19 protein-coding genes are annotated in these 21920 nt (G+C 68.0%); 7 read left to right on the forward strand and 12 right to left on the reverse strand.

Going from position 1 to position 21920, the window contains the following annotated elements:
- The first annotated feature begins 153 nt into the window (after positions 1–153).
- The 5 genes from mmsA (at position 154) to H536_RS0114095 (ending at position 5487) form a co-directional block, all read left to right on the forward strand.
- Complete coding sequence (gene mmsA / locus H536_RS0114075; RefSeq protein WP_024351088.1) at positions 154–1704, forward strand: multiple monosaccharide ABC transporter ATP-binding protein; 1551 nt, start codon at positions 154–156, stop codon at positions 1702–1704.
- Complete coding sequence (mmsB, locus tag H536_RS0114080) at positions 1697–2908, forward strand: multiple monosaccharide ABC transporter permease (RefSeq protein ID WP_024351089.1); 1212 nt, start codon at positions 1697–1699, stop codon at positions 2906–2908. The genes mmsA and mmsB overlap by 8 nt, the downstream gene beginning before the upstream one ends.
- 73 nt (positions 2909–2981) lie before the next feature.
- On the forward strand, positions 2982–3932 hold the full coding sequence (locus H536_RS0114085) for a Gfo/Idh/MocA family protein (RefSeq protein ID WP_024351090.1): 951 nt from the start codon (positions 2982–2984) through the stop codon (positions 3930–3932).
- Positions 3929–4843: a 2-dehydro-3-deoxygalactonokinase gene (locus tag H536_RS0114090; protein ID WP_024351091.1), complete on the forward strand. Its 915-nt coding sequence runs from the start codon at positions 3929–3931 to the stop codon at positions 4841–4843. The genes H536_RS0114085 and H536_RS0114090 overlap by 4 nt, the downstream gene beginning before the upstream one ends.
- Positions 4840–5487, forward strand: a complete 648-nt coding sequence (locus tag H536_RS0114095; protein ID WP_024351092.1) for a 2-dehydro-3-deoxy-6-phosphogalactonate aldolase — start codon at positions 4840–4842, stop codon at positions 5485–5487. Before H536_RS0114090 ends, H536_RS0114095 begins: the two co-directional genes overlap by 4 nt.
- Positions 5488–5513: 26 nt before the next feature.
- Here H536_RS0114095 and H536_RS0114100 read toward each other — a convergent pair whose 3' ends face one another.
- The 7 genes from H536_RS0114100 to H536_RS0114130 form a co-directional block, all read right to left on the reverse strand.
- Positions 5514–6752, reverse strand: a complete 1239-nt coding sequence (locus H536_RS0114100) for a phenylacetate--CoA ligase family protein (protein WP_024351093.1) — start codon at positions 6750–6752, stop codon at positions 5514–5516.
- A 55-nt stretch (positions 6753–6807) separates the two neighbouring features.
- A complete protein-coding gene (locus tag H536_RS0114105; protein WP_024351094.1) occupies positions 6808–7641 on the reverse strand; it encodes an ABC transporter ATP-binding protein in 834 nt (277 codons plus the stop codon).
- A gap of 72 nt (positions 7642–7713) precedes the next feature.
- Positions 7714–8946, reverse strand: coding sequence for an ABC transporter substrate-binding protein (locus H536_RS0114110; RefSeq protein WP_024351095.1), 1233 nt, complete (start codon positions 8944–8946; stop codon positions 7714–7716).
- A gap of 109 nt (positions 8947–9055) precedes the next feature.
- On the reverse strand, positions 9056–10117 hold the full coding sequence (locus H536_RS0114115; protein WP_024351096.1) for a branched-chain amino acid ABC transporter permease: 1062 nt from the start codon (positions 10115–10117) through the stop codon (positions 9056–9058).
- Entirely contained in the window at positions 10117–11010 is an 894-nt protein-coding gene (locus H536_RS0114120) for a branched-chain amino acid ABC transporter permease (protein ID WP_024351097.1), read from the reverse strand. Before H536_RS0114120 ends, H536_RS0114115 begins: the two co-directional genes overlap by 1 nt.
- A complete protein-coding gene (locus tag H536_RS0114125) occupies positions 11007–12989 on the reverse strand; it encodes an AMP-binding protein (protein ID WP_024351098.1) in 1983 nt (660 codons plus the stop codon). The genes H536_RS0114120 and H536_RS0114125 overlap by 4 nt, the downstream gene beginning before the upstream one ends.
- Positions 12986–13807 carry an ABC transporter ATP-binding protein gene (locus tag H536_RS0114130; protein WP_024351099.1) on the reverse strand — a complete coding sequence of 274 codons (822 nt, stop codon included), beginning with the start codon at positions 13805–13807 and terminating at the stop codon, positions 12986–12988. The genes H536_RS0114125 and H536_RS0114130 overlap by 4 nt, the downstream gene beginning before the upstream one ends.
- A 206-nt stretch (positions 13808–14013) precedes the next feature.
- Between H536_RS0114130 and H536_RS0114135 the strand changes: the two genes are divergently transcribed.
- Together H536_RS0114135 and H536_RS0114140 are read left to right on the forward strand one after the other, a co-directional pair.
- On the forward strand, positions 14014–15945 hold the full coding sequence (locus H536_RS0114135) for a hybrid sensor histidine kinase/response regulator (protein ID WP_155898497.1): 1932 nt from the start codon (positions 14014–14016) through the stop codon (positions 15943–15945).
- A 39-nt stretch (positions 15946–15984) separates the two neighbouring features.
- Positions 15985–16719 (forward strand): response regulator transcription factor, encoded by a 735-nt coding sequence (locus tag H536_RS0114140; protein WP_024351101.1) that lies wholly within the window; start codon positions 15985–15987, stop codon positions 16717–16719.
- Between the two features lie 21 nt (positions 16720–16740).
- Here the strand turns inward: H536_RS0114140 and doeB are convergent, their stop codons facing one another.
- Genes doeB through eutA form a run of 5 tightly spaced genes read right to left on the reverse strand, consistent with a single transcriptional unit; the run spans position 16741 to position 21713 of the window.
- Complete coding sequence (gene doeB, locus H536_RS0114145; protein WP_024351102.1) at positions 16741–17745, reverse strand: N(2)-acetyl-L-2,4-diaminobutanoate deacetylase DoeB; 1005 nt, start codon at positions 17743–17745, stop codon at positions 16741–16743.
- A gap of 3 nt (positions 17746–17748) precedes the next feature.
- Positions 17749–18930, reverse strand: coding sequence for an ectoine hydrolase DoeA (doeA, locus tag H536_RS0114150; protein WP_024351103.1), 1182 nt, complete (start codon positions 18928–18930; stop codon positions 17749–17751).
- A 23-nt stretch (positions 18931–18953) separates the two neighbouring features.
- Positions 18954–19946, reverse strand: coding sequence for an ectoine utilization protein EutC (gene eutC / locus H536_RS0114155; protein WP_024351104.1), 993 nt, complete (start codon positions 19944–19946; stop codon positions 18954–18956).
- Positions 19946–20932, reverse strand: coding sequence for a hydroxyectoine utilization dehydratase EutB (gene eutB, locus H536_RS0114160; RefSeq protein ID WP_024351105.1), 987 nt, complete (start codon positions 20930–20932; stop codon positions 19946–19948). The genes eutC and eutB overlap by 1 nt, the downstream gene beginning before the upstream one ends.
- Positions 20933–20936: 4 nt before the next feature.
- Positions 20937–21713 (reverse strand): ectoine utilization protein EutA, encoded by a 777-nt coding sequence (gene eutA / locus H536_RS0114165; RefSeq protein ID WP_024351106.1) that lies wholly within the window; start codon positions 21711–21713, stop codon positions 20937–20939.
- Positions 21714–21920: the final 207 nt, after the last annotated feature.

The raw sequence follows: 21920 nt of genomic DNA on the forward strand, positions 1-21920 counted from the left end.
CGATCCGGCGGGCGCCTGCCGGCGTCCGCCCTCGCCATGCCGTGGCCGTTCACCAGAGCGGCCGCGGCATCCTGACGGACGGCCGAAGCGCCGTGACCCATCCATTCGGATCGAGGCGCCGCTTGCGGCTGCCGATCTGCCGGAAGAGCCGCCATGACGACCATCCTGGAAATGCGCAACATCACCAAGACCTTCCCGGGTGTGAAGGCGCTGGACGATGTCAGCCTGAGCGTCGAGGCCGGCGAGATCCACGCCCTCGTCGGCGAGAACGGCGCCGGCAAGTCGACGCTGATGAAGGTGCTGTCCGGGGTCTATCCGCACGGCTCCTATGACGGCGCCATCACCTATCAGGGCGAGGAGTGCCGCTTCTCCGGCATTTCCGATTCCGAACGCCTCGGCATCATCATCATCCACCAGGAACTGGCGCTGGTGCCGCTCCTGTCGATCGCCGAGAACATCTTCCTCGGCAACGAGCGGGCGACGAACGGCATCATCGACTGGAACGAGACCTTCTCGCGGACCCGCGAGCTGCTCGCCAAGGTCGGGCTGAAGGAATCGCCGACGACGCTGGTCACCGATATCGGCCTCGGCAAGCAGCAGCTGGTGGAGATCGCCAAGGCGCTGTCCAAGGAGGTCAAGCTCCTGATCCTCGACGAGCCGACCTCCAGCCTCAACGAGACCGATTCAGAGGCGCTGCTGAAGCTGCTCCTGGAGTTCAAGGCGCGCGGCATCTCCTCGATCCTGATCTCCCACAAGCTGAACGAGATCGCCAAGGTCGCCGACACCATCACGGTCCTGCGCGACGGCAGCGCCGTCTCGACGCTCGACTGCGGCACCGGCACGATCAGCGAGAACGACATCATCCGCGACATGGTCGGCCGCAGCCTGACCGACCGCTTTCCGCCGCGCGAGCCGAAGATCGGCGAGACGGTGCTGGAGGTGTCGAACTGGACGGCGCACCACCCGATCCATTCCGACCGCAAGGTGGTCGACGACGTCAGCCTGCATGTGAAGCGCGGCGAGGTTGTCGGCATCGCCGGTCTGATGGGGGCCGGGCGCACCGAGCTCGCCATGAGCCTGTTCGGCCGTGCCTATGGCGTCAACATTTCCGGCGAGGTGAAGATCGACGGCCGCAAGGTCGACGTCTCGACCATCTCGCGGGCGATCGACAACGGCCTCTGCTACGTCACCGAGGACCGCAAGACCTACGGCCTCGTCCTCGAGGAGACGATCCGGCGCAACATTCCGCTGGCCAATCTGCCGGGCGTCGCCAACGGCATCGTGCTCGATTCCGAGAAGGAGACGGCCGTCGCGCGCGACTACCGCGACCGGGTCCGCATCAAGAGTTCGAGCATCGGCCAGGAGGTGATCAACCTGTCCGGCGGCAACCAGCAGAAGGTGGTGCTGTCGAAATGGCTGTTCGCCGGCCCGGAGGTGCTGATCCTCGACGAGCCGACGCGCGGCATTGATGTCGGCGCCAAATACGAAATCTACGCGATCATCGCCCAGCTCGCCGCCAGCGGGAAGGCGATCATCGTGATCTCGTCGGAAATGCCCGAGCTGCTCGGCATCACCGACCGCGTCTACGTCATGAACGAGGGCCGCTTCGTCGGCGAACTCCCCACGTCAGAAGCCACGCAGGAGAAGATCATGGCGATGATCATCCGCGCCGGGCACCGAAACCGAGGAAACAGCGATGTCTGATCAGGCGACGCAGCAGATCGATCTGGAAAAGGACCGGGCCGCACCCGGCGCGTCCTGGGGCTTCGTGCGGCGGCACATGCGCGAATACGGCATTCTCGTCGCGCTCGTCGTCATCATGGCCTTCTTCCAGATCATGACCGACGGCATTCTCCTGAAGCCGATCAACCTGACCAACCTCGTCCTGCAGAACAGCTACATCATCATCATGGCGCTGGGCATGCTGCTGGTGATCGTCTCCGGCAACATCGACCTGTCGGTCGGTTCGGTGCTGGGCTTCGTCGGCGCGCTCGCCGCGGTGATGATCGTCAACTGGGACATGAACTATGTCCTGGCCGGGGTCATCTGCCTGTTCGTCGGCGCGGTGATCGGCGCCATGCAGGGCTACTGGATCGCCTATTGGCGCATTCCCTCCTTCATCGTCACCCTGGCCGGCATGCTGGTCTTCAAGGGTCTGACGCTCTGGCTCCTGGCCGGCCAGTCGGTCGGGCCGTTCCCGCGGGGCTTCCAGCTGATCTCCTCGGGCTTCCTGCCGGACCTCTTCGGCGGCGAAGACATCAACCTCTTGTCGCTGGCTCTCGGTGTGGCGCTGGCCGGGCTGATCCTGTTCCTGGCGGTGCGGGCTCGCATGCGCAGCCAGGCCCATGGTGGCGAGGACGAGCCCTTCGCCTTCTTTGCGGCGCGGATCGTCATCGTCGTCGGCGCGATCCTCTATCTCGCCTGGATGCTCGCGACCTTCCGGGGCTTCCCGAACGTCCTCATCGTCATGGCGCTGCTGATCGCGCTCTATTCCTTCGTCACCTCGCGCACGACCATCGGCCGGCGCATCTATGCGCTGGGCGGCAACGAGAAGGCGGCCAAGCTTTCCGGCATCAAGACCGAGCGGCTGACCTTCCTGACCTTCGCCAATATGGGCATGCTGGCGGCGCTGGCCGGCCTCGTCTTCGCTGCCCGCCTCAACACGGCGACGCCCAAGGCCGGTCTCGGCTTCGAGCTCGACGTCATCGCCGCGGTCTTCATCGGCGGCGCCTCCATGTCCGGCGGCGTCGGCACCATCGTCGGCGCGGTGATCGGCGCCTTCATCATGGGCGTGATGAACAACGGCATGTCGATCCTGGGCATCGGCATCGACTACCAGCAGGTCATCAAGGGCCTCGTCCTGCTGCTCGCCGTCATCTTCGACGTCTACAACAAGAACAAGGGGTGAGCCGGGTGCGCCGCCAACCAGAAGCGCCTGCGGCCGGGCCTGACGACCGCCGGCTTGCCGGGAGCCGCTCCAGATGACCCCGCCGATCCGGCTCGGCCTCGTCGGCGTCGGCAAGATCGCCCGCGATCAGCACATTCCCTCGATCGGCCGCAACCCGGCCTTCGAGCTTGTCGCGACGGCGAGCCGCAGCGCCTCCGTCGACGGGGTCGCGCGCTTCGCCACGCCCGCCGAGATGCTCGACGCCATGCCGCAGATCGACGCGGTCGCCCTCTGCGTCCCGCCCCAGGTGCGCCATGTCATGGCGGCCGACGCGCTGCGCCGGGGCAAGCACGTGCTGCTGGAAAAGCCGCCCGGCGCCACTCTGTCGGAGGTCGCGCATCTCGCCGATCTGGCGGAGACGCAAGGCGTCAGCCTGTTCGCCACCTGGCATTCGCGCTTTGCCCCCGGCGTCGCGCCGGCGCGTCGCTGGCTTGCCGGACGGCAGGTGCGATCGGTGCGGGTGGAATGGAAGGAGGATGTCCGCCACTGGCATCCGGGCCAGGACTGGATCTGGGAGCCGGGCGGGCTCGGCGTCTTCGATCCGGGCATCAATGCCCTGTCGATCGTCACAGACATCCTGCCGGAGCCAATGTTCCTGACCGGCGGCGAACTGTCCTTCCCCGAGAACCGCGCCGCGCCCATCGCCGCCTCGCTGCGCTTTGCCGGCGCGTCCGGTGCGGCGATGAATGCCGAATTCGACTGGCGCCAGACCGGTCCGCAGACCTGGGACATCCATGTCGGCACCGATGCCGGCGATCTTCTCCTGTCGTCGGGCGGCGCGCGCCTGTGGATCGACGGGGAATCGGTGGTCGATCAGGCCGAAGCCGAATATGACGGCATCTATGCACGCTTCGCCGAACTGGTGGCGAGCGGCGGGTCCGACGTGGATCTCGCGCCGCTCCGCCATGTCGCCGACGCGTTCATGCTGGGCCGCCATCTGACGGTCGAGCCGTTCCACGATCAACCGAACCGGGACACTGCATGAACGCCTATTGCGCGGCCGTCGACTGGGGCACCACCAGCTTCCGTCTCTGGCTGCTGGACGCCGCCGGCGAAATTCTCGCCGAACGCCGCAGCGGCGAGGGCATGCTCGCCGCCGGGCCGGACGGCTTTGCCGCCATTCTCGACGCGCATCTGTCGACCGTCGGTGCGTCGGCCGACCTGCCGGTCATCGCCTGCGGCATGGTCGGTGCGCGCCAGGGCTGGGTCGAGGCGCCCTATGTCGAGACCCCGGCGACCGCCGCCTCCATCGCCGCCAGCGCCTGCCGCGTGCCGGGCCTGGAGCGGCCGGTGCACATCCTGCCCGGCGTCGCGCAGCGCAACGCGTCGACGCCCGACGTCATGCGCGGCGAGGAAACCCAGATCCTCGGCCTGCCCGAGCGGGCCGGCGGAACGGGCGGCCTCGATCTCGTCTGCATGCCGGGCACCCATTCCAAATGGGTCGCGCTGGAGGCGGGCCGGATCGCCGGCTTTGCCACCTTCATCACCGGTGATTTGTTCGCCGCGGTGGCCAAGCACACGATCCTGCGTCATTCGGTGGCCGATCCGGCCGCGCCCTTCGATCGGGCCGGCTTTGTCGACGGCTTCCGGGCCGGGCTGGAATCGCCCGCCGAAGCCACCAACCGCATGTTCGCGATCCGCGCCGGCGGGCTCCTGGATGTCGGTGCCGGCGGCGACGGCGGATCGCAACTCTCCGGCCTCGTTCTCGGCCTCGAATTCGCCGGCGCCCGCAGCCGCTTCGGCGCGACGCCGCGGGTGACGCTCGTCGCCTCCGGCCAGCTTCTCGACATCTATACGGTGGCATGCGAACTGGCGGGCATCGAAGCCGTGGCCGCCGATGCGGACGCGGCGGTGCGCCGCGGCCTCTTCGCCGCCGCCAGGGAGATTCTCGCATGACCGACCTTCGCTCCGCTCCATGGCCGACGCTGAAGCGCGACCTCGTCGCGATCCTGCGCGGCCTGACGCCGGACGAGTGCGAGCCGATCGTCGGCGCGCTGCTGGAGGCCGGCTTCGAGGCCATCGAGATTCCGCTGAACTCACCGGACGCCTTCACCTCGATCGCCGCCGCAGCCCGCATGGCGCCGGATGGCGTACTGATCGGCGCCGGCACCGTGCTGACGCCGGACGACACCGACCGGCTGCATGCGGCCGGCGGCCGGCTGCTGGTCAGCCCGAATGTCGACCCGGCGGTGCTGCATCGCGCAGCGGTCCACGGCATGGTGACCATGCCCGGCGTCTTCACCCCGACCGAGGCGCTGGCAGCGGCGGCGGCGGGCGCCTCGGCGCTGAAATTCTTCCCGGCGAACGTCCTCGGGCCGAACGGCATCAAGGCGATCAGCGCCGTGCTGCCCAAGGGCCTTGCGGTGGGCGCTGTCGGCGGCGTCTCGGAAGCGGATTTTGCCGCCTATGGTGCCATCGGCGTCCGGCATTTCGGGCTCGGCTCGTCGCTCTACAAGCCGGGCGACGAGGCGGCGACGGTGCGCGCGCGCGCCGACAAGGCAGTCGCCGCCTATGACGCGGCGTTCCCCGCGGGGCAGTAGGCGCCTTTCAGCGAACGTCCCTTAGCTCAGACGCCGAGGGCGCGCTTGTCGTCGATGACCTTGCCGTCATTGGGCAGGGTGCCGTCCTCGGCAAAGGCGACCTCGCCGCGCACCCGGCATTCGGCGCGGATCGCCTCGGCCACCGTTTCTGCGAAGGCCGCGCCGCGCTCGGTGCTCTCGATATGCAGCAGCAGCGTGTCGCGGCCGCCATCCTCGCCCACTTCCAGCCGCGCCCGGGCGATCTGCGGGAAGCGCCGGACGATATTGGCGACCTGGCGTGGATGCACGAACATGCCGCGCACCTTGGTGGTCTGGTCGGCCCGGCCCATCCAGCCCTTCAGCCGGCGGTTGGTGCGCCCGCACGGGCTCTGCCCGATCATCACAGCCGACAGGTCGCCGGTGGAGAAGCGGATCAGCGGGTAGGCGGCGTTGAAGGTGGTCACCACGACCTCGCCGACCTCGCCGTCGGGGACCGGATCGCCGGTGCCGGGGCGCACGATCTCCACCAGCGCATCCTCGTCGATCACCATGCCGTCGCCGGGGCCGGCCGCCTCATAGGCGATCAGGCCGAGTTCGGCGGTGCCGTAGCACTGGCGCACCGCGATGCCGCGCTCGGCGTACCATTGCCGCAGATTGGGAAACAGCGGCCCGCCGCTGACCAGCGCCCTGGTCACCGAGCTGAGCGCCACGCCGGCCGCATCGGCCTTTTCCAGGATGATCTTCAGGAAGTCCGGAGTGCCGATATAGCCGCGGACCCCAAGCCGGGCGAAGGCCTCGACCTGCGTCTCCGTATTGCCGACGCCACCCGGAAACACCGCGCAGCCGATCGCGGCGGCGGCGTGGTCGAACATGAAGCCCGCCGGCGTCAGATGGTAGGCGAAGCAATTGGCGACGATGTCGCCGCGGCGAAAGCCTGCGGCATAGAGCGCCCGGGCCATGCGCCAGTGCTCGTGTTCGGCCTCCGGCTCGACGATCGGGCCGGGCGACAGGAACAGCCGGCGAAAGCCGCCGGCGCTGCGCGGCGTCAGCCCGCCGAAGGGTGAGTGGGCCTCCTGCATCTCGATCAGGTCGGACTTGTAGAGGACCGGCAGGGCGGCGAGCGCCGCCCGGTTTCCGATGGTGTCGGGATCGATGCCGGCGAGGCTGCCGGCGTAGTGCGGCGACGTGGCAATCGCATGCCGCAACTGCACGCGCAGCCGCTCGAACAGGTTGGCCTCGCGGGCGGCGGGGGCGCGGGTCTCGCGGTCGTCGAAATGGTCGCTCATGCCGGAGCCTTCCGGGATCGTTCGGTGCAGGTCGGGGGCAGGGCGCGCGGCGCCGTCATAGCCATCTCTTGCGCCGGCGGAAGCTCTTGACGTTCTTGAACGAGCGCCGCTCGCCGCCGCCGAGATAGAATTCCTTGACGTCCTCGTTGTCGGCGAGCTCGGCGCCGGTGCCGTCGAGAACGATCTTGCCGTTCTCCATGATGTAGCCGTAGTCCGCCGCCTTCAGCGCCATGTTGGCGTTCTGCTCGACCAGCAGGATCGAGATGCCGAGCTCGCGGTTCAGCCGCCGGATGATGCCGAACACCTCCTTCACCAGAAGCGGCGACAGGCCCATGGACGGCTCGTCCATCAGGATCAGCTTGGGCTTGGCCATCAGCGCCCGGCCGATCGCCAGCATCTGCTGCTCGCCGCCGGACAGATAGCCGGCGAGGCCGCTGCGCTCGCGCAGCCGCGGGAAGAACTCGTAGACCTGTTCGATCTCCTCGCGGATGTTGGCCTTCGGACGGGTGAAGGCGCCCAGCCGCAGGTTCTCGGTGATCGTCATGTCCTGGACGATGCCGCGGCCTTCCATGACCAGGAAGATGCCGTTGCAGACCTTCTGGTCCGGCGACATGCGGGTGATGTCCTGGCCCTCATAGGACACCGAGCCGCGGGTGATGGCGCCGTCCTCGGTGTGCAGCAGGCCGGCAATCGCCTTCAGCGTCGTCGACTTGCCGGCGCCATTGGCGCCCAGCAGGGCCGTGATCTGCCCGCGCTTGGCGGCCATCGACATGCCGCGCAGGACGAGGATGACGTCGTTGAAGACCACCTCGACATTGTTGAGGGCGAGAATGTCCTCGGCCGGGGCCGTTGCGGGCTCGGGGGCGGAAAGCGGCTCTGCGACGGTCATGGGGGCGACCCTTTTCGTTTCCCTGGATGCGGCCGGCCGGGACGCGGGACGTCCCGGCCGATGCGGTCGGGCTTACTGGCCGAGCCAGTCGTCGCGGCGCGGCAGATCGATCTCGGCGATCTCCTCGATCTCCGCCTTGCCGTCGGTCATCGAGCCGGAATTGATCGCCACGGTCATCAGGCCGCGATGATCCTCGGGGGTCCAGGTCGAGGGCAGGCAGACGCCTTCCAGCCCCTCGGGCACCCACTCGCTCTTCTGGTACATGCCGTCACGGATGCCCTTGCCGGTGATGCCGCCATTGGCCTTCGCCCACTCCATGGCTTCCTTCATGTAGTAGGCCGCGCAGACGCCGCGCAGGTAATGGTGGGTCGGCCGGTCGCCGACCTGCCCGCCGCCGTTTTCGAGGATGGTCTTGACCAGCGCCATGCCCGGCACCTCGGCGCCGTAGAACGGCGTCGAGGTCGGGAAGATCAGGTTCTGCGCCTCGGCGGCTTCCACCGTCTGGTAGTCGCCCGCCCAGGGGTTGCCCATGTAGGTCGCCTCGACGCCGACCGTGTTGCAGGACTTGATCAGCGAGACGACCGAACCGCCGAGATTGCCCATGTAGACGTACTGCGCGCCGGTATCCTTGATGGTCAGGCACTGGGCCTTGAAGTCGCCCGGTGCCAGCGGCACCACCACCGGCGGCGCGACCGTCATGCCGAGCTCCTCGGCATAGGCGGCGCAGGCCTCCTTGGGGGCGTTCGGATAGGGATGATTGTCGCCGGTATGGACGAAGGTCGGGTTGTCGATGCCCTTGCCCTTGGCATCCTCTGAGGCCCACTGCACCAGCGCCCGGCAGGCGTCGGAATAGGACGGGCCGTAGAAGAAGTTGAACGGCGCCGGCAGCTTGGTGTTGGGGTTCTTGCCGCTCGGATCGGTCAGATGCGCCGAATAGGAGCCGGAGATGTTGGGGATCTCGTCGCGGGTGATGAAGGTGATCAGCGCCTCGGTATCGGCGGTGCCCCAGCCCTGCAGCGCGACCATGCCGTTGCCGATCCAGCGCTTGTAGAGCGAGATCGCCTCGGGGACCTTGTAGGCGTAGTCGACCGTGTCGAGCTCGACCATGGTGCCGTCGATGCCGCCATCGGCATTGATCTGCTTGAAGGCGTCGGTGACGCCCGGCGCGTACTGCTTGCCGACGAAGGAGGTCGGGCCGGTATAGTCGGCGAGATGGCCGACGAGCACGCTGTCCTGCGCCTGCGCGGTGCCGAGCATCGTGCCGGCGGCGAGCGCCGCGCCGGCCAGGATCTTCAGTTTGGTCATGTCTTCCTCCCGTTCGCGGACTGGTTCGATCCGAAGGCGGCGGTGCCGCGAAGCCCGCCGGACCCGGGGTGCCCCGTCCGGTCTGACGCCGGGTTCGGGGCAAGAATGGCTAGTGCGAGAAGGGGAAGAGCTTCCAGCTGGCCCGCATCAGCCGCCAGCGATGGACAAGCCCTTCCGGCTCGAGCACGAGGAACAGGATGATCGCCGCGCCCACCGACATCTGCTTGATGTAGGCGGTGCCCTGGGCGATGGCGGGAAACACGTCGGCGAGGCCGTTGGCGAAGATCTCCATCACCTGCGGCAGGAGCAGGATGAAGGCCGCGCCGAGCAGCGATCCCGAGACCGAGCCGAGGCCGCCGATGATGATCATCGCCAGGAACTCGATCGACAGGAGAATGGTGAAGCCCTCGCCGGAGACGAAGCCGAGATAGTGGCCGTAGAGGGCGCCGCCGATGCCGGCGAAGAAGCTGGAGATGCCGAAGGACATGATCCGGTAGCGGGTCAGGTTGATGCCCATGATCTCGGCCGAGAGATAATGGTCGCGCACCGCCACCAGCGCCCGGCCGTCGCGGGTGCGGGCCAGATTGGCCACCGCCAGGAAGCAGATCACCACCCAGAACAGGACGAGGTAGAAATAGCGCTCGTCGGTGTTCAGCGGAAAGCCGAACAGGGTCGCGGTCTCGGCCAGCGAGCCATAGGGGCCGCCGGTGAACCATGCCGCCCGGCCGAAGAAATCCTCCAGGATGAACTGCGAGGCGAGGGTGGCGATGGCCAGGTACAGGCCCTTCAGTCGCGCCGCCGGAATGCCGAAGATCATGCCGACCGCCGTCGTCATCAGGCCGGCGAGCGGGATCGCGATGAGCACCGGGATGCCCTTCGACGCGATCCAGGCCGAGGCGAAGGCACCGAAGCCGAAAAACGCGCCGTGGCCGAGCGAGATCTGCCCGGTCATGCCGGTGAGGACGTTGAGGCCCAAAGCGGCGATCCCGTAGATGCCGATCAGGATCATCTGCGACAGGACATAGCCGCCGAAGACCAGCGGCATCAGCGCCACCAGCACGACGAGGGTGACCACCGCCCATTGCTCGAAATGGGTGCGGAACAGCGACTGGTCTGCCTTGTAGCTGGTCCGGAAGTCGCCGGCCGGGCGCGGATTGGGAACGTGGGCCATCAGATGCGCTCGATGTCGGGCGTGCCGAACAGCCCGTAGGGACGGATCATCAGGATCACGATCAGCACGTAGAAGGGCGCGACCTGGTACATGTTGCCGACCTGCAGATACTGGCCGTCGACGAATTCGGCGAGGTTCTCCAGGAGCCCGATGGTAAGGCCGCCGACGATCGCCCCGACGATGGAATCGAGGCCGCCGACGATCACCGCCGGGAACACCTTGATGCCGATGATCGCCAGCGAGTTGGACACGGCGCTGACGAGGCCGATGACAACGCCGGCGATCCCCGACACCACCGCCGAGATCGCCCAGGCCATGGCGAAGACGCGGCCGACATTGACGCCGAGCGACTGGGCGACCTGCTGGTTGTAGGCGGTCGCCCGCATGGCGAGGCCCCAGCGCGAATAGCGGAAGAACCAGAAGAACATCACCATGACGATGAGCGACAGGACGAGGCTCATCAGATAGGCGGTCTCGACGTTGAGGCCGCCGATGGAGACGGTGCTCCGGTCGAAGACCTGCGGGAAGCGCACGGCATTGTTGCCGAAGATCCAGTTCATCAGCGCCCGCATGAAGATCGACAGGCCGATCGTCGCCATGATGACGGAGATCACCGGCTCGCCGACGAGCGGGCGCAGCAACAGCACCTGCACCAGGATGCCGAACAGCGTCATGAAGACGAGGGAGAAGATGAAGGCCAGCCAGAAGGGCAGGCCGAGGGAGACGACGAGGGCAAGGCAAACCCAGGCGCCCAGCACCACGAATTCGCCTTGCGCGAAATTCACCACCTGGGTCGATTTGTAGATCAGCACGAAGCACATCGCGACGATGCCGTAGAGCATGCCGACGATGACGCCGTTGATGACGAGCTGGAGAAGGAGTTCGGTGTTCATTCGGCTGCCTCCTGCCTGTGGCCCGCATCCGGTACCAGCGTCTCGATCGGCAGCGTCGTGACGATCCGCTGCTTCGAGCCGTCCTGGAAGTGGATCACCGTGTCGACGTCGACGTGGTCGGCGCCGGAATAGAGGCGGGCGATGATGTCCTCGTATTTCTCGGCAATCACGCTGCGCCGGACCTTCTTGGTGCGGGTCAGCTCGCCGTCGTCGGCGTCGAGCTCCTTGTAGAGAAGCAGGAACCTCGCGATCCGCTGCTGGGCGGGCAGCGTCGCGTTGACCCGCTCCACCTCGGCACGCAGGAGGTCGTAGACCTCGCGCCGGGCGGCGAGATCGGAATAGGTGGTGAAGGAGATCCGCCGCTCCTCCGCCCATTTCGAGATGATCGGGAAGCGGATGCAGATCATCGCGGTCAGATAGTCCCGCCGGTTGCCGAGGATCACCGCCTCGGCGACATAGGTCGAGAATTTCAGCTTGTTCTCGATGAATTGCGGCGAGAAGCGCACCCCCTTGGCGGTCGTCGCCAGATCCTTGATCCGGTCGATGACGACGAGGTGGCGCTTGTCCGTCAGGTAGCCGGCGTCGCCTGTCTGGAACCAGCCCTCGGCATCGAGGCTGGCCTCGGACTCGGCCTCGTTGCGGTAGTAGCCGCTCATCATGTTGGGATGCTTGACCAGCACCTCGCCGAGCCCCTCGGGATCGGGGTCGCGGATCTTCAGCGCGCAGCCGGGCATCGGATAGCCCACCGTCTCGTTGTCGACCTCGCCATCCTTGTGGATGGTGTGGGCGCCCATCGCCTCGGTCTGGCCGTAGAGCTGCTTGAGCGGCACGCCCATGGCCTGGAAGAAGCGGAAGGTGTCAGGGCCCATGGCGGCGCCGCCGGTGGCCGCGGATTTCAGATTGGTGAAGCCGAGCCGGTCGCGCAGGTGCCGGAACAGGAGAAGGTCGGCAGCGCCCGAATGGCCGCCATGCTCGACCGCGGCCATGCCCTTGGCGACGCCCCAGTCGTAGATCGCCCGCTTCCAGCGCTTGCTGTCCATGATGCGGGCGCGGATGTCGGCGGCGACCGTCTCCCAGACGCGCGGCGAGAACAGGACGAAGGTCGGCCCGATCTCGCGCAGATCGGCCATGGTGGTCTGCTCTTCCTCGGGGAAGTTCACCTTCATCCGGGCAAGGAAGTTCCAGGCGACGGAATACATCTGCTCCATCACCCAGGAGAGCGGCAGCACCGCCACATATTCGTCGTCCGGCCCGCGCGGATCGGCCCGCAGATAGCTCGCCGCATGGCCGATGAAGGCGGTGCCGGTCCACATGGCGAGCTTGGGATGGGCCGTGGTGCCGGAGGTGGTGCACAGGATCGCGACGTCTTCGCCGCGCGTCGCGCCGACCATGTCGCGCCACAGATTGGGGGATAGGTCGAGTGCGTCCTTGCCGGCCGCCTCCAGCGTCTCGATCGGGATCAGCCGCGGATCGTCGTATTTCCGCATGCCGCGCGGGTCGGTGTAGACGATGGCGACGACGCTCGGGATGGCGTCGCCGAGGGCCAGCAGCTTGTCGACCTGCTCCTCGTCCTCGGCCACGACGATCTTCGGCTGGGCATAGTCGAAGAGGTAGCGGATCTCCTCTTCCAGCGCGTCGCGATAGATGCCGAGGCTCATCGCCCGGCAGGCATGGGCGGCGACCTCGCCCCAGACCCATTCCGGGCGGTTGTCGCCGATCAGCGCGACGATGTCGCCGGGCCCGAGGCCGAGGCCGGCGAAGCCGACGGCCATGCGCGCGACATGCGTCTCGACGCTCTCCCAGTCATAGGGCACCCAGATGCCGAATTCCTTCTCGCGCTGGGCGATGGCCTTGGGGTGCAGGAGGGCGTTGTGGGCGAGAAGCTTCGGCAGGGTGTCGAGACCGGCGGCCTGTTTCACCTCCGGCGTGTCGTCCGGCCAGGGCAGCTCCGATCCGCTGACGGCGAGGGGCGCGGTCATGCCGGTTCTCCGGTCTCGGCGGCCAGCGCGTCCAGCGTCTCGTCGTCCTCGCCGAGATAGGCGCGCTTGACGTGTTCGTCGGCCAGCACCGCGTCGGGCGTGCCGGCGGAGATCACCTTGCCGAAATCGAGCACGATCACCCGATCCGACAGATCCATGACCACGCCCATGTCATGCTCGATCATCACGATGGTCATGCCGAATTCCTGGTTCAGCGCGACGACGTAGCGGGCGATGTCTTCCTTCTCTTCCAGGTTCATGCCGGCCATCGGCTCGTCGAGCAGGATCAGCTCCGGCTCGATCGCCATGGCGCGGGCCAGTTCGACCCGTTTGCGCAGCCCGTAGGAGAGGGTGCCGGCCGGTTCGCCGCGCACATGCTGGATCTCGAGGAAGTCGATGATCTCCTCGACCCGCCGCCGCTCGGCCAGTTCCTCGGTGCGGGCGCCGCCGACCCAGTAGGCCATGCCGGTGAAGAGGTTGTTCTTCAGGCGGTGGTGGCGGCCGACGAGGATGTTGTCAAGGACGCTCATATGGCCGAACAGCGCGAGGTTCTGGAAGGTGCGGCCGATGCCGAGGCGGGCGCGATCGTTGATCGAGCGCTTCAGCAGCGAGCCGCCCTTGTAGAGGACGTCGCCCTCGGTCGGCTTGTAGCGGCCGGAAATGCAGTTGAGCATCGAGGTCTTGCCGGCGCCGTTCGGCCCGATGATCGAGAACAGCTCGCCGGCCTCGACGTGAAAGCTGACATTGCTCAGGGCGCGCACGCCGCCGAATCGCAGCGAGACATCACGGACCTCCAGGAGGCGTTCGCCTGACGTCACAATTCATCCTCCCGTCGGCGTTTGCCCGCCGACCTGTCCGCGGGGCACCGGCTGCTGCGCCGTGCGACCCGCGTTTCGATGCCCGCTCCCGAGGGCACTGTGTCACGCTGGCAGGCAATTGTTGCGAGAGTTTTTCCAGAAGCGATGCAATGGCGGTTGCGCCTTGCTAGGCTGCCGCGTGGCCGGACAGGGAGGCATCGGCGGCGTTGGGAGAGACACAGACGGGCGCGGGCGTCGCGGCATCCGAGCGGGGGCAGGCGGGAACGCTCGCCATGCTGATGGCCGGCCTCGACCGGCTCGATCAGGGAATCACGCTGTTCGGTCCGGATCTGAAGCTGGTCTTCGCCAACAGCCGGCTGGTCGAACTGGTCGGCCTGCCGCAGGCGCTGGCCGAGCCGGGCACGCATTTCGAGACGATCGTGCGCCACAACGCGGCCCATGGCGAATACGGCCATGGCGACATCGAGGCGATGGTTGCCGATCGGGTCGCGGCGGCGCGTCGCTTCGAGCCGCACACGCTGGAGCGCACGCGGCCCAACGGCGTCGTCATCCGGGTCAGCGGCTGGCCGCTGCCCGAGGGAGGCTTTGCCACCGTTTACACCGACATCACCGACCAGCGCCGGCGCGAATTGCGGCTGGAGCAGCGGCTGCTGCGCCAGACCGAGGATCTGCGCCGCAGCGAGGAGAGGCTGCGGCTGATCGCCAACGAGGTGCCGGCCGGCATCGCCTATCTCGACCGGGACGAGGTGTTCCGTTTCGTCAATCGCCGCTTCGCCCGGGCCTACGGCCTGTCACCCGATGCAATCCCCGGCCTGCGCCATGACGAGGTGCTGAGCGCTGCCACCATGGCCCGCGTACGCCCGTTCTTCGCCCGCGCCAAGACCGGCGAGGCGCTCGACTTCGACCAGGAGATCGCCTTTCCGGACGGGCGGGTTCTCGACACGCGCACCTTTCTTCGGCCCGACCGCGACCCCGACGGCACGCCGCGCGGCTTCTACGTGCTGACGGTGAACGTCACCAAGGAGAAGGAGGCCGCGGCGGCGCTCTTGCAGGCCCAGAAGATGGAGACGCTCGGCCAGCTTTCGTCCGGCATCGCCCATGACTTCAACAATCTCCTGACCATCATTCTCGGCAATCTGACGCCGCTCGTGGCCAGGATCGACGATCCGTCCCTGAAGGCGGAGATGCTGGAGCCGGCCATCCGCGCCACGCGGCGTGGCGCCGACCTGATGCGGCGGCTTCTGGCCGTCGCTCGTCGCCAGCCGCTGGAGCCCGCCGTGGTCGATATCGGCGAGACGATCCGGACCATCGTCGAACTGGTGCGCCCGTCGCTGCATGACGGCACCTGCATCGCGGTGGAGATCGACGGCACGCCCCACGCCTTCGTCGATCCCGCCCAGCTCGAAGCCAGCCTGATCAACCTCGTGGTCAATGCCGCCGATGCCTGCCTGACCGGCGGCCGTATTCGGGTGGCGGCGGAAAACGACGCGGCGAGCGGCACCGTCGTGATCGTCGTCGCCGACGACGGCAAGGGCATGGACGAGGCCACGCGGCGAAAGATCTTCGAACCCTTCTTCTCCACCAAGACCGGCACCGAACGCTCCGGTCTCGGCCTGACCATGGTGCAGGGCTTCGTCACCGCCTCGCACGGCACGGTGGCGCTCGACACCGCCCCCGGAGAGGGCACGATATTCACCCTGCGCCTGCCTGCCGCGGAGGTGCCGGCAGAAGACGAGGCCGCAGCCGTAAGCGATGCGGGCCTGGACTGCTCCGACGGGCTGAGGGACCGCTTCGTGCTGCTGGTCGACGACGACGAGGAGGTCCGTACCGTGCTGCGCCGCGATCTCCTCGGCTGCGGGGCCCGTCTGATCGAGGCGAGCGGCGGGGCCGAGGCGTTGCAGCTTCTCGAAGCGGTGGACGGCATCGACTTCGTCCTCAGCGACATCACCATGCCGGGCGGCATGTCGGGCGTCGACCTCGCCGCCGAGATCGAACGGCGCCATCCGGGCAAGCGGATCGTCCTGATGACCGGCTTCGGCCAGGACGGCATACGGGCCGATCTCTCGCCGCGGGTGCGCGTCCTGCAGAAACCGTTCGAGCGGCGGGCCATCGTCTCCGCCTTCACGGCGGGGGGCTGACGATGCCGGACCCGAGCCGTCTCCGGAGGGTGACGACGGATGCATAAGCGCATCTTCATTCTCGAGGACGACCGCGATCTTGCCGCTGTCTTCGCGCGCGAGCTGACCGAGCAGGGCTTCGTGGTCGCGACCTTCCAGCGGATCGCCGATTTCCGCCGCCAGCTCGGCGCCGCGCCGCCGGATCTGTGCATCGTCGATCTTGGCCTGCCCGACGGCGACGGCCTCGCGCTTCTGAAGGACGAACTCGGCCGGCACGGCCTGCCGATCGTCATCGTCAGCGGCCGTGGGGCGCTGGACGACCGGTTGCGGGGGCTGGAAAGCGGCGCCGACGATTACCTCACCAAGCCGGTCGAGCCGCTGGAACTGGCCGCCCGCATCCGCAGCGTCCTGCGGCGCACGTCGCGCAACCGGGAGGCAACCCCGACGCTGCGCGCCAGCGCGACGGCGCGGACCGACATTGCCGAATTCGCCGGCTGGCGGGCCGACTTTGGCTCGCTGACCCTGCGCGCGCCCGGCGGCGCCGAGCAGCCGCTGTCACGCTCCGACGCTGAGCTCCTGCGTGCCTTCCTGGAAGCGCAGGGCAGGGTGCTCAGCCGCGACTTCCTGCTGGAGCTGTTCTCGGCCAGCGGCGAGGAGGCCTTCGACCGCAGCGTCGACGTGCGCGTCTCGCGGCTTCGCAAGAAGCTGGACGAGGACCCGAAGAAGCCCGTCCATGTGCGCACCGTCTATGGCGCCGGCTATGTCTTCGCGACGCGGGTCGACTGGGTCGGCTGACCGCTCGACCCTCGCACGTCCTCAGTCGGTGACGCCGAGCACGGCGATGCAGTCGCCCGCCTTGACGAGGCCGGGGAAGTGCCTTGCCGCGAGGATGCCGTCCATCTTGGCGGTATATTCGTAGGGCGCGACGCCGGTGCGGTCGATCGGCCAGGCCCGCCCGATGGGCTGGCCCTTGCGGACCGCGTCACCCAGATCCACCAGCGGCTCCATCATCCCGTCGATCTCCGAGAAGGTGAAGCAATCGTCCGACGGCATGTCGAGCCAGCGGGTCGGCCGTTCCTCGACCGCGCCCGACAGGATGCCGGCATGGCGCAGGAGATTGGCGGTGCCGCGCTTGGCGATGCCGGCGCTTTGGGCCGTCGCCGTGCCGCCGCCGCCGAGTTCGGTCGTCACGAACACCTTGCCGAGCTGTTCGACCGTGGTGTCGAACATGCCGACCGCATCGATCTCGCGCATCTTCACCGACCAGGGTGCGCCGAAGGCGGCGACGGCGGCGATGCACTCCTCTTCCTGACGGCTGTCGTCCAACGCATGGGCGGCGGCGAAGGGCAGGAAGTCCAGCGTCTTGCCGCCGGAATGGAAGTCGAGCACGACATGCGCCATCGGCAGCAGGTAGCGGGTGACGTAGTCGGCGATCTTCTGGCTCGGCGTGCCGACGGGGGAGCCGGGAAACAGCCGGTTCAGATTGCCCTTGTCGATCGGCGAGGTCCGCGTGCCGGCGCGAAAAGCCGGATAGTTCATCGCCGGCAGGATGATGACCCTGCCGGTAATTTCCTCCATGGTCAGCCGCTGCGCGAGGTCGAAGAGCGCGATCGGCCCCTCATATTCGTCGCCGTGATTGCCGCCGGTCAGGAGCGCCGTCGGGCCGTCGCCATTCCTGGCGACGGTGATCGGGATCAGCACCGAGCCCCAGGCCGAATCGTCGCGGCTGTAGGGCATCCGCAGGAAGCCGTGCTGGATGCCGTCGGCCTGGAAATCGACCGTCGCCACCAGCGGCGAGGGCGCCAGATTGTCCTGCCGCATGGCTCAGTCCTTCACGAAGAGCTGGCGCGGCACGTCGGCCAGAAGCTCGTAGCCGGTCTCGGTGATGGCAATCGACTCGGTGATCTCGATGCCCATGTCCTCCTGCCAGATGCCGGTCATGAAGTGGAACGTCATGCCGGGCTTCAGCTCGGTGCGGTCGCCGGGCCGCAGGCTCATGGTCCGCTCGCCCCAGTCCGGCGGATAGGACAGGCCGATCGGATAGCCGGCGCGGTTGTCCTTGATGATGCCGTAGGTCTTGAGCACCGCGAAGAAGGCATTGGCCAGATCCTCGCAGGTGTTGCCGGGCTTGGCCGCCTCGAGGCCCGCCTCCATGCCCTCCAGCGTCGCCTTCTCGGCGTCGAGGAAGCTCTGGGGCGGCTTGCCGAGGAAGATCGTCCGCGACAGCGGGCAGTGATAGCGGTTGTAGCAGCCGGCGACCTCGAAGAAGGTGCCTTCGCCGCGCTCCATCGGCAGATTGTCCCAGGTCAGGTGCGGCGCCGAGGCGTCGAGGCCCGAGGGCAGCAGCGGCACGATGGCCGGGTAGTCGCCGCCATAGCCGTCAACACCGCGGGTGCCGACGTCCCAGATCTCGGCGACGAGATCGCATTTGCGGATGCCCGGCTCGGCCTTCTCCAGGATGCGCTTGTGCATGGCGCCGACGATGCGCCCGGCGATGCGCATATATTCCAGTTCCTGCGTGCTCTTGACCGCCCGCTGCCAGTTGACAAGGCCGGTCGCGTCGACGAAGCGCGCCTCGGTCAGATAGGTCTGCATCGACAGGAAGGCGGCGGCGGAGAACCAGTAATTGTCCATCTCGACGCCGATCGAGAGGTTCGCCCAGCCGCGATCCTTGATCACCGTGGCGAGGAAATCCATCGGGTGGCGCTCGGACGACTGCACGTAGTGGTCGGCATAGCCGACGATGTTGTCGTTGCCGATATAGGCGGTGCGCCGCGCGCCATTGGCGTCCTGCGACCGGCCGAACCAGACCGGGTCGCCCTCCGGCGGTACCAGCACGCCCTGGTGGACGTAGAAGGACCAGCCGTCATAGCCGGTCAGCCACGCCATGTTCGACGGGTCCGACACGAACAGGAGTTCGATATCCTTCTCGGCCATGGCCGCCCGGGTCTTCTCCAGCCGCTCGGCATATTCCGGTCGGGTAAACTTGAATCGCGGCTCACGCATGGGTGCACCTGTGGTCGGAGGGGTCAGCTGGTAAAGGTTGTGCCGGCAGAGGCCGCGACGGCGCGGTCGCTGGCCAGTGTGGCGATCGCGGTGTCCTGGACGCCGGTGCCGGTCAGATCGCAGATCGTCAACGCCTCGGGCGAGGGACGGCCCGCATTGCGGCCGGCGACGATGGCGCCGAGTTCCGCGAAGGGCGCATCCGCAGGGACCGCGCCGGCGGCGATCGCGTGGTGAAGTTCGCCGAGCCGCCGGGTCTGGGACAGGCTGTCGGCGACATAGAGGTCGGCGCCTGCGATGGCGGCCGGATCGAGCTCGTTCTTGTGCTCGGCGTCGGAGCCCATGGCGGTCACGTGCTGGCCGGGCGCCAGCCAGCCCGCCATCAGGATCGGCGTCTCCGACGGGGTCGTCGTCACCACGATGTCGGCGCCGGCTACGGCCCGCTCGCCGTCGGCAACAGCGGTGACCGCGATCCCCAGCTCCGCCGAAAGCTCGGCCGCCGCTCTATCCGCCTTGCCGGCGTCGCGGGCCCAGATCCGTGCCTCGGTGATCGGCCGCACCAGGGTCAGCGCCTTCAGTTGCAGCCGCGCCTGGACGCCGGCGCCGAAGATTGCGGCGATGCTGGAATCCGGCCGGCTGAGATGCCGGGCGGCGACCGCACCGGCGGCGGCCGTGCGCACGTCGGTCAGATAGCCGTTGTCGAGCAGCAGCGCCTCCACCAGCCCGGTGGTGGAGGACAGCAGCACCATCATGCCGTTGACGCTCGGCAGGCCCAGCTTCGGATTGTCGAAGAAGCCCGGGCTGATCTTGACGGCAAAGCCCGAAAGGCCCGGCACATAGGCGGTCTTCACGTCGACCTCGCCGTGATGCTCGGGAATGTCGAGCCGCAGGATCGGCGGCATCGCCACCGCCTTGGTCGCCAGCGCCTCGAAGGCGCCCTCGACGGCGGCGATGGCCTCCAGATCGAGCGGCACCAGCCGGCGCAGATCGGTTTCGGTGAGGATGCGCATCTGTGGCATCAGGCAGCCTCCTCCAGCGTGTTCGCCCCATTGAGGATGGCGCGATGCAACTGCATGTCGATGTTGCGGCCCGACAGAAGCGCCAGCGTCGGCCCGTTCGGCTGCACCTTGCCGGCCAGAAGCGCCGCGATGCCGACGGCGGCGCCGCCCTCGACGATCTCGCGCTCTTCGGCATAGGCGTGGCGGATGCCGGCGGCGATCTCCGCCTCGTCGAGCAGCACCACCTCGTCGACGAGGCTGCGCACGGCCTCGAAGGTCCATGCGTTGCCGAGGCCGATGCCGCCGCCGAGGGAATCGGCGATGGTCGGCAGTTCCTCGACCTCGACCGGATGGCCGGCGGCGAGGCTCGCCTGCATGGCGGCGCCGCGGCGCATGGAGATGGCGATCACCCGCACATCCGGGCGCAGGCCCTTCACCGCCGCGGCAATGCCCGCGACGAGGCCGCCGCCCGACAGCGGCACCAGCACCGTCTCGACGTCCGGCAGGTCGGCGACGATTTCCAGCCCGATCGTGCCCTGGCCGGCGACGATGGCCGGATGATCGAAGGGCGGCACATTGGTCATGCCGTCTTCGGCGACGAGGCGGTCGACCTCGATCTGGGCCTCGTCCTGCGACCGGCCGACGATCCGGGTCTCGGCGCCCAGCGCGGCGATGGCATCGAGCTTGTTGCGCGGCACCAGCGCCGACATGCAGACGATGCAGCGAACGCCCTCGGCGGCCGCCGCATGGGCCAGCGCCCGGCCGTGATTGCCGGTCGAGGCGGCGGTCACGCCCTTCGCGCGCTGCTCTGGCGTCAACTGCAGCAGGGCGTTGGTCGCGCCGCGCAGCTTGAAGGCGCCGGTGATCTGCCGGTGCTCGTGCTTCAGATGGACGGGGACGCCGGCCCGGTCGGACAGGCTCGGCGAGAGATCGACCGGCGTGCGCCGGATCCGGCCCTCGATCCGGCGGGCCGCAGCTTCGATGTCGGTGAGCGTCACGATCCCCATGGCGTTACGCGGCGGCGGGCAGGGACCGCGCCATCAGGCGGCCGGCGTCCGGTCGTGCGGCGAGGGCGCCGCAATGGCCAAGCGTCGCCCAGACCGTCGCCAGATTGCTGGTGACGACCGGCCGGCCGATGCGCGCCTCGATCTCCGGCACAGCGGCGGCCGAGCGCAGGGCCGTGCAGGAGATGAACAGGGCCTCGGCGGACGGAGCGGTTGCGGCGACGGCTGCCTCGACCAGGCTGGCCCGCGACATCCGGGCCATGTCCCCGTCATCCTCCATCTCGAGGCAGGTGAAGCTTTCCAGCGCGAAGCCGGCATCGACGAAATAATCCGCCATCAGTTCGCCGACCGGCACGACATAGGGCGTCAGGACGCTGATCTTCTGGGCGTCGAGGGCGCGCAGGGCCATGGCGGCGGCAGCCGGCGGGGTCACCACGGCAGCTTCGGGCTTGGAGGCATGGATCGCCGCGGCAATCTCGTCGTCGCCGATGAGCACGGTGCCGGAGGTGCAAGAGAAGCAGATCACGTCGAAGGCCTCGCCCGGCAGGAGCAGGCCGGCCGCGGCGGCGAGGCGCGGCTTCATCGCCCGCAGGTTCTCCGTCGTGGTGGGATTGGCGAACTCGATCCGGGTGCCGAAGACGTGGATTGTGTCGGAGGCGACCATGCGCGTGAAATCGGCCTCGGTGGACTGGTCGGTCGCCAGAAGAATCAGGCCGACACGGCGCTCGCAGGCCCGCTCATCGAGCGCGAGAGGCAGGTCCGAGGTGGTGATCGGGACGCTCATGGCAGAAACTTTCAACAGGGAAAACAGAGTTTTGTCGCCATGGCCTGATGCTCTCTGCGAACCCGTCGCCGCCGGTGCATGCGCAAGGTGCCGAGGGTGAAAGCCGGACCGGGCGACCCGGAGCCGAAAAGGCGCATTTCCCTTCGCCCCGGTCAACCCGCGAACCGCTTGTTCCCCGACGTTACAGCGCTCAAATGATCACGCCTT

The organism is Aurantimonas coralicida DSM 14790, from assembly GCF_000421645.1.
Lineage (GTDB): Bacteria > Pseudomonadota > Alphaproteobacteria > Rhizobiales > Rhizobiaceae > Aurantimonas > Aurantimonas coralicida.

Bases quoted from the DNA above. Each gene is read 5' to 3' on its own strand.
- H536_RS0114105 (WP_024351094.1), bottom strand. From the start codon at position 7,641: ATGACCGTCGCAGAGCCGCTTTCCGCCCCCGAGCCCGCAACGGCCCCG.
- H536_RS0114095 (WP_024351092.1), top strand. From the start codon at position 4,840: ATGACCGACCTTCGCTCCGCTCCATGGCCGACGCTGAAGCGCGACCTC.
- doeB (WP_024351102.1), bottom strand. From the start codon at position 17,745: ATGCGGCAGGACAATCTGGCGCCCTCGCCGCTGGTGGCGACGGTCGAT.
- H536_RS0114140 (WP_024351101.1), top strand. From the start codon at position 15,985: ATGCATAAGCGCATCTTCATTCTCGAGGACGACCGCGATCTTGCCGCT.
- mmsA (WP_024351088.1), top strand. From the start codon at position 154: ATGACGACCATCCTGGAAATGCGCAACATCACCAAGACCTTCCCGGGT.
- H536_RS0114120 (WP_024351097.1), bottom strand. From the start codon at position 11,010: ATGAACACCGAACTCCTTCTCCAGCTCGTCATCAACGGCGTCATCGTC.
- eutB (WP_024351105.1), bottom strand. From the start codon at position 20,932: ATGGGGATCGTGACGCTCACCGACATCGAAGCTGCGGCCCGCCGGATC.
- H536_RS0114115 (WP_024351096.1), bottom strand. From the start codon at position 10,117: ATGGCCCACGTTCCCAATCCGCGCCCGGCCGGCGACTTCCGGACCAGC.
- H536_RS0114110 (WP_024351095.1), bottom strand. From the start codon at position 8,946: ATGACCAAACTGAAGATCCTGGCCGGCGCGGCGCTCGCCGCCGGCACG.
- H536_RS0114100 (WP_024351093.1), bottom strand. From the start codon at position 6,752: ATGAGCGACCATTTCGACGACCGCGAGACCCGCGCCCCCGCCGCCCGC.
- H536_RS0114125 (WP_024351098.1), bottom strand. From the start codon at position 12,989: ATGACCGCGCCCCTCGCCGTCAGCGGATCGGAGCTGCCCTGGCCGGAC.
- H536_RS0114090 (WP_024351091.1), top strand. From the start codon at position 3,929: ATGAACGCCTATTGCGCGGCCGTCGACTGGGGCACCACCAGCTTCCGT.
- eutC (WP_024351104.1), bottom strand. From the start codon at position 19,946: ATGCCACAGATGCGCATCCTCACCGAAACCGATCTGCGCCGGCTGGTG.
- H536_RS0114085 (WP_024351090.1), top strand. From the start codon at position 2,982: ATGACCCCGCCGATCCGGCTCGGCCTCGTCGGCGTCGGCAAGATCGCC.
- doeA (WP_024351103.1), bottom strand. From the start codon at position 18,930: ATGCGTGAGCCGCGATTCAAGTTTACCCGACCGGAATATGCCGAGCGG.
- mmsB (WP_024351089.1), top strand. From the start codon at position 1,697: ATGTCTGATCAGGCGACGCAGCAGATCGATCTGGAAAAGGACCGGGCC.
- eutA (WP_024351106.1), bottom strand. From the start codon at position 21,713: ATGAGCGTCCCGATCACCACCTCGGACCTGCCTCTCGCGCTCGATGAG.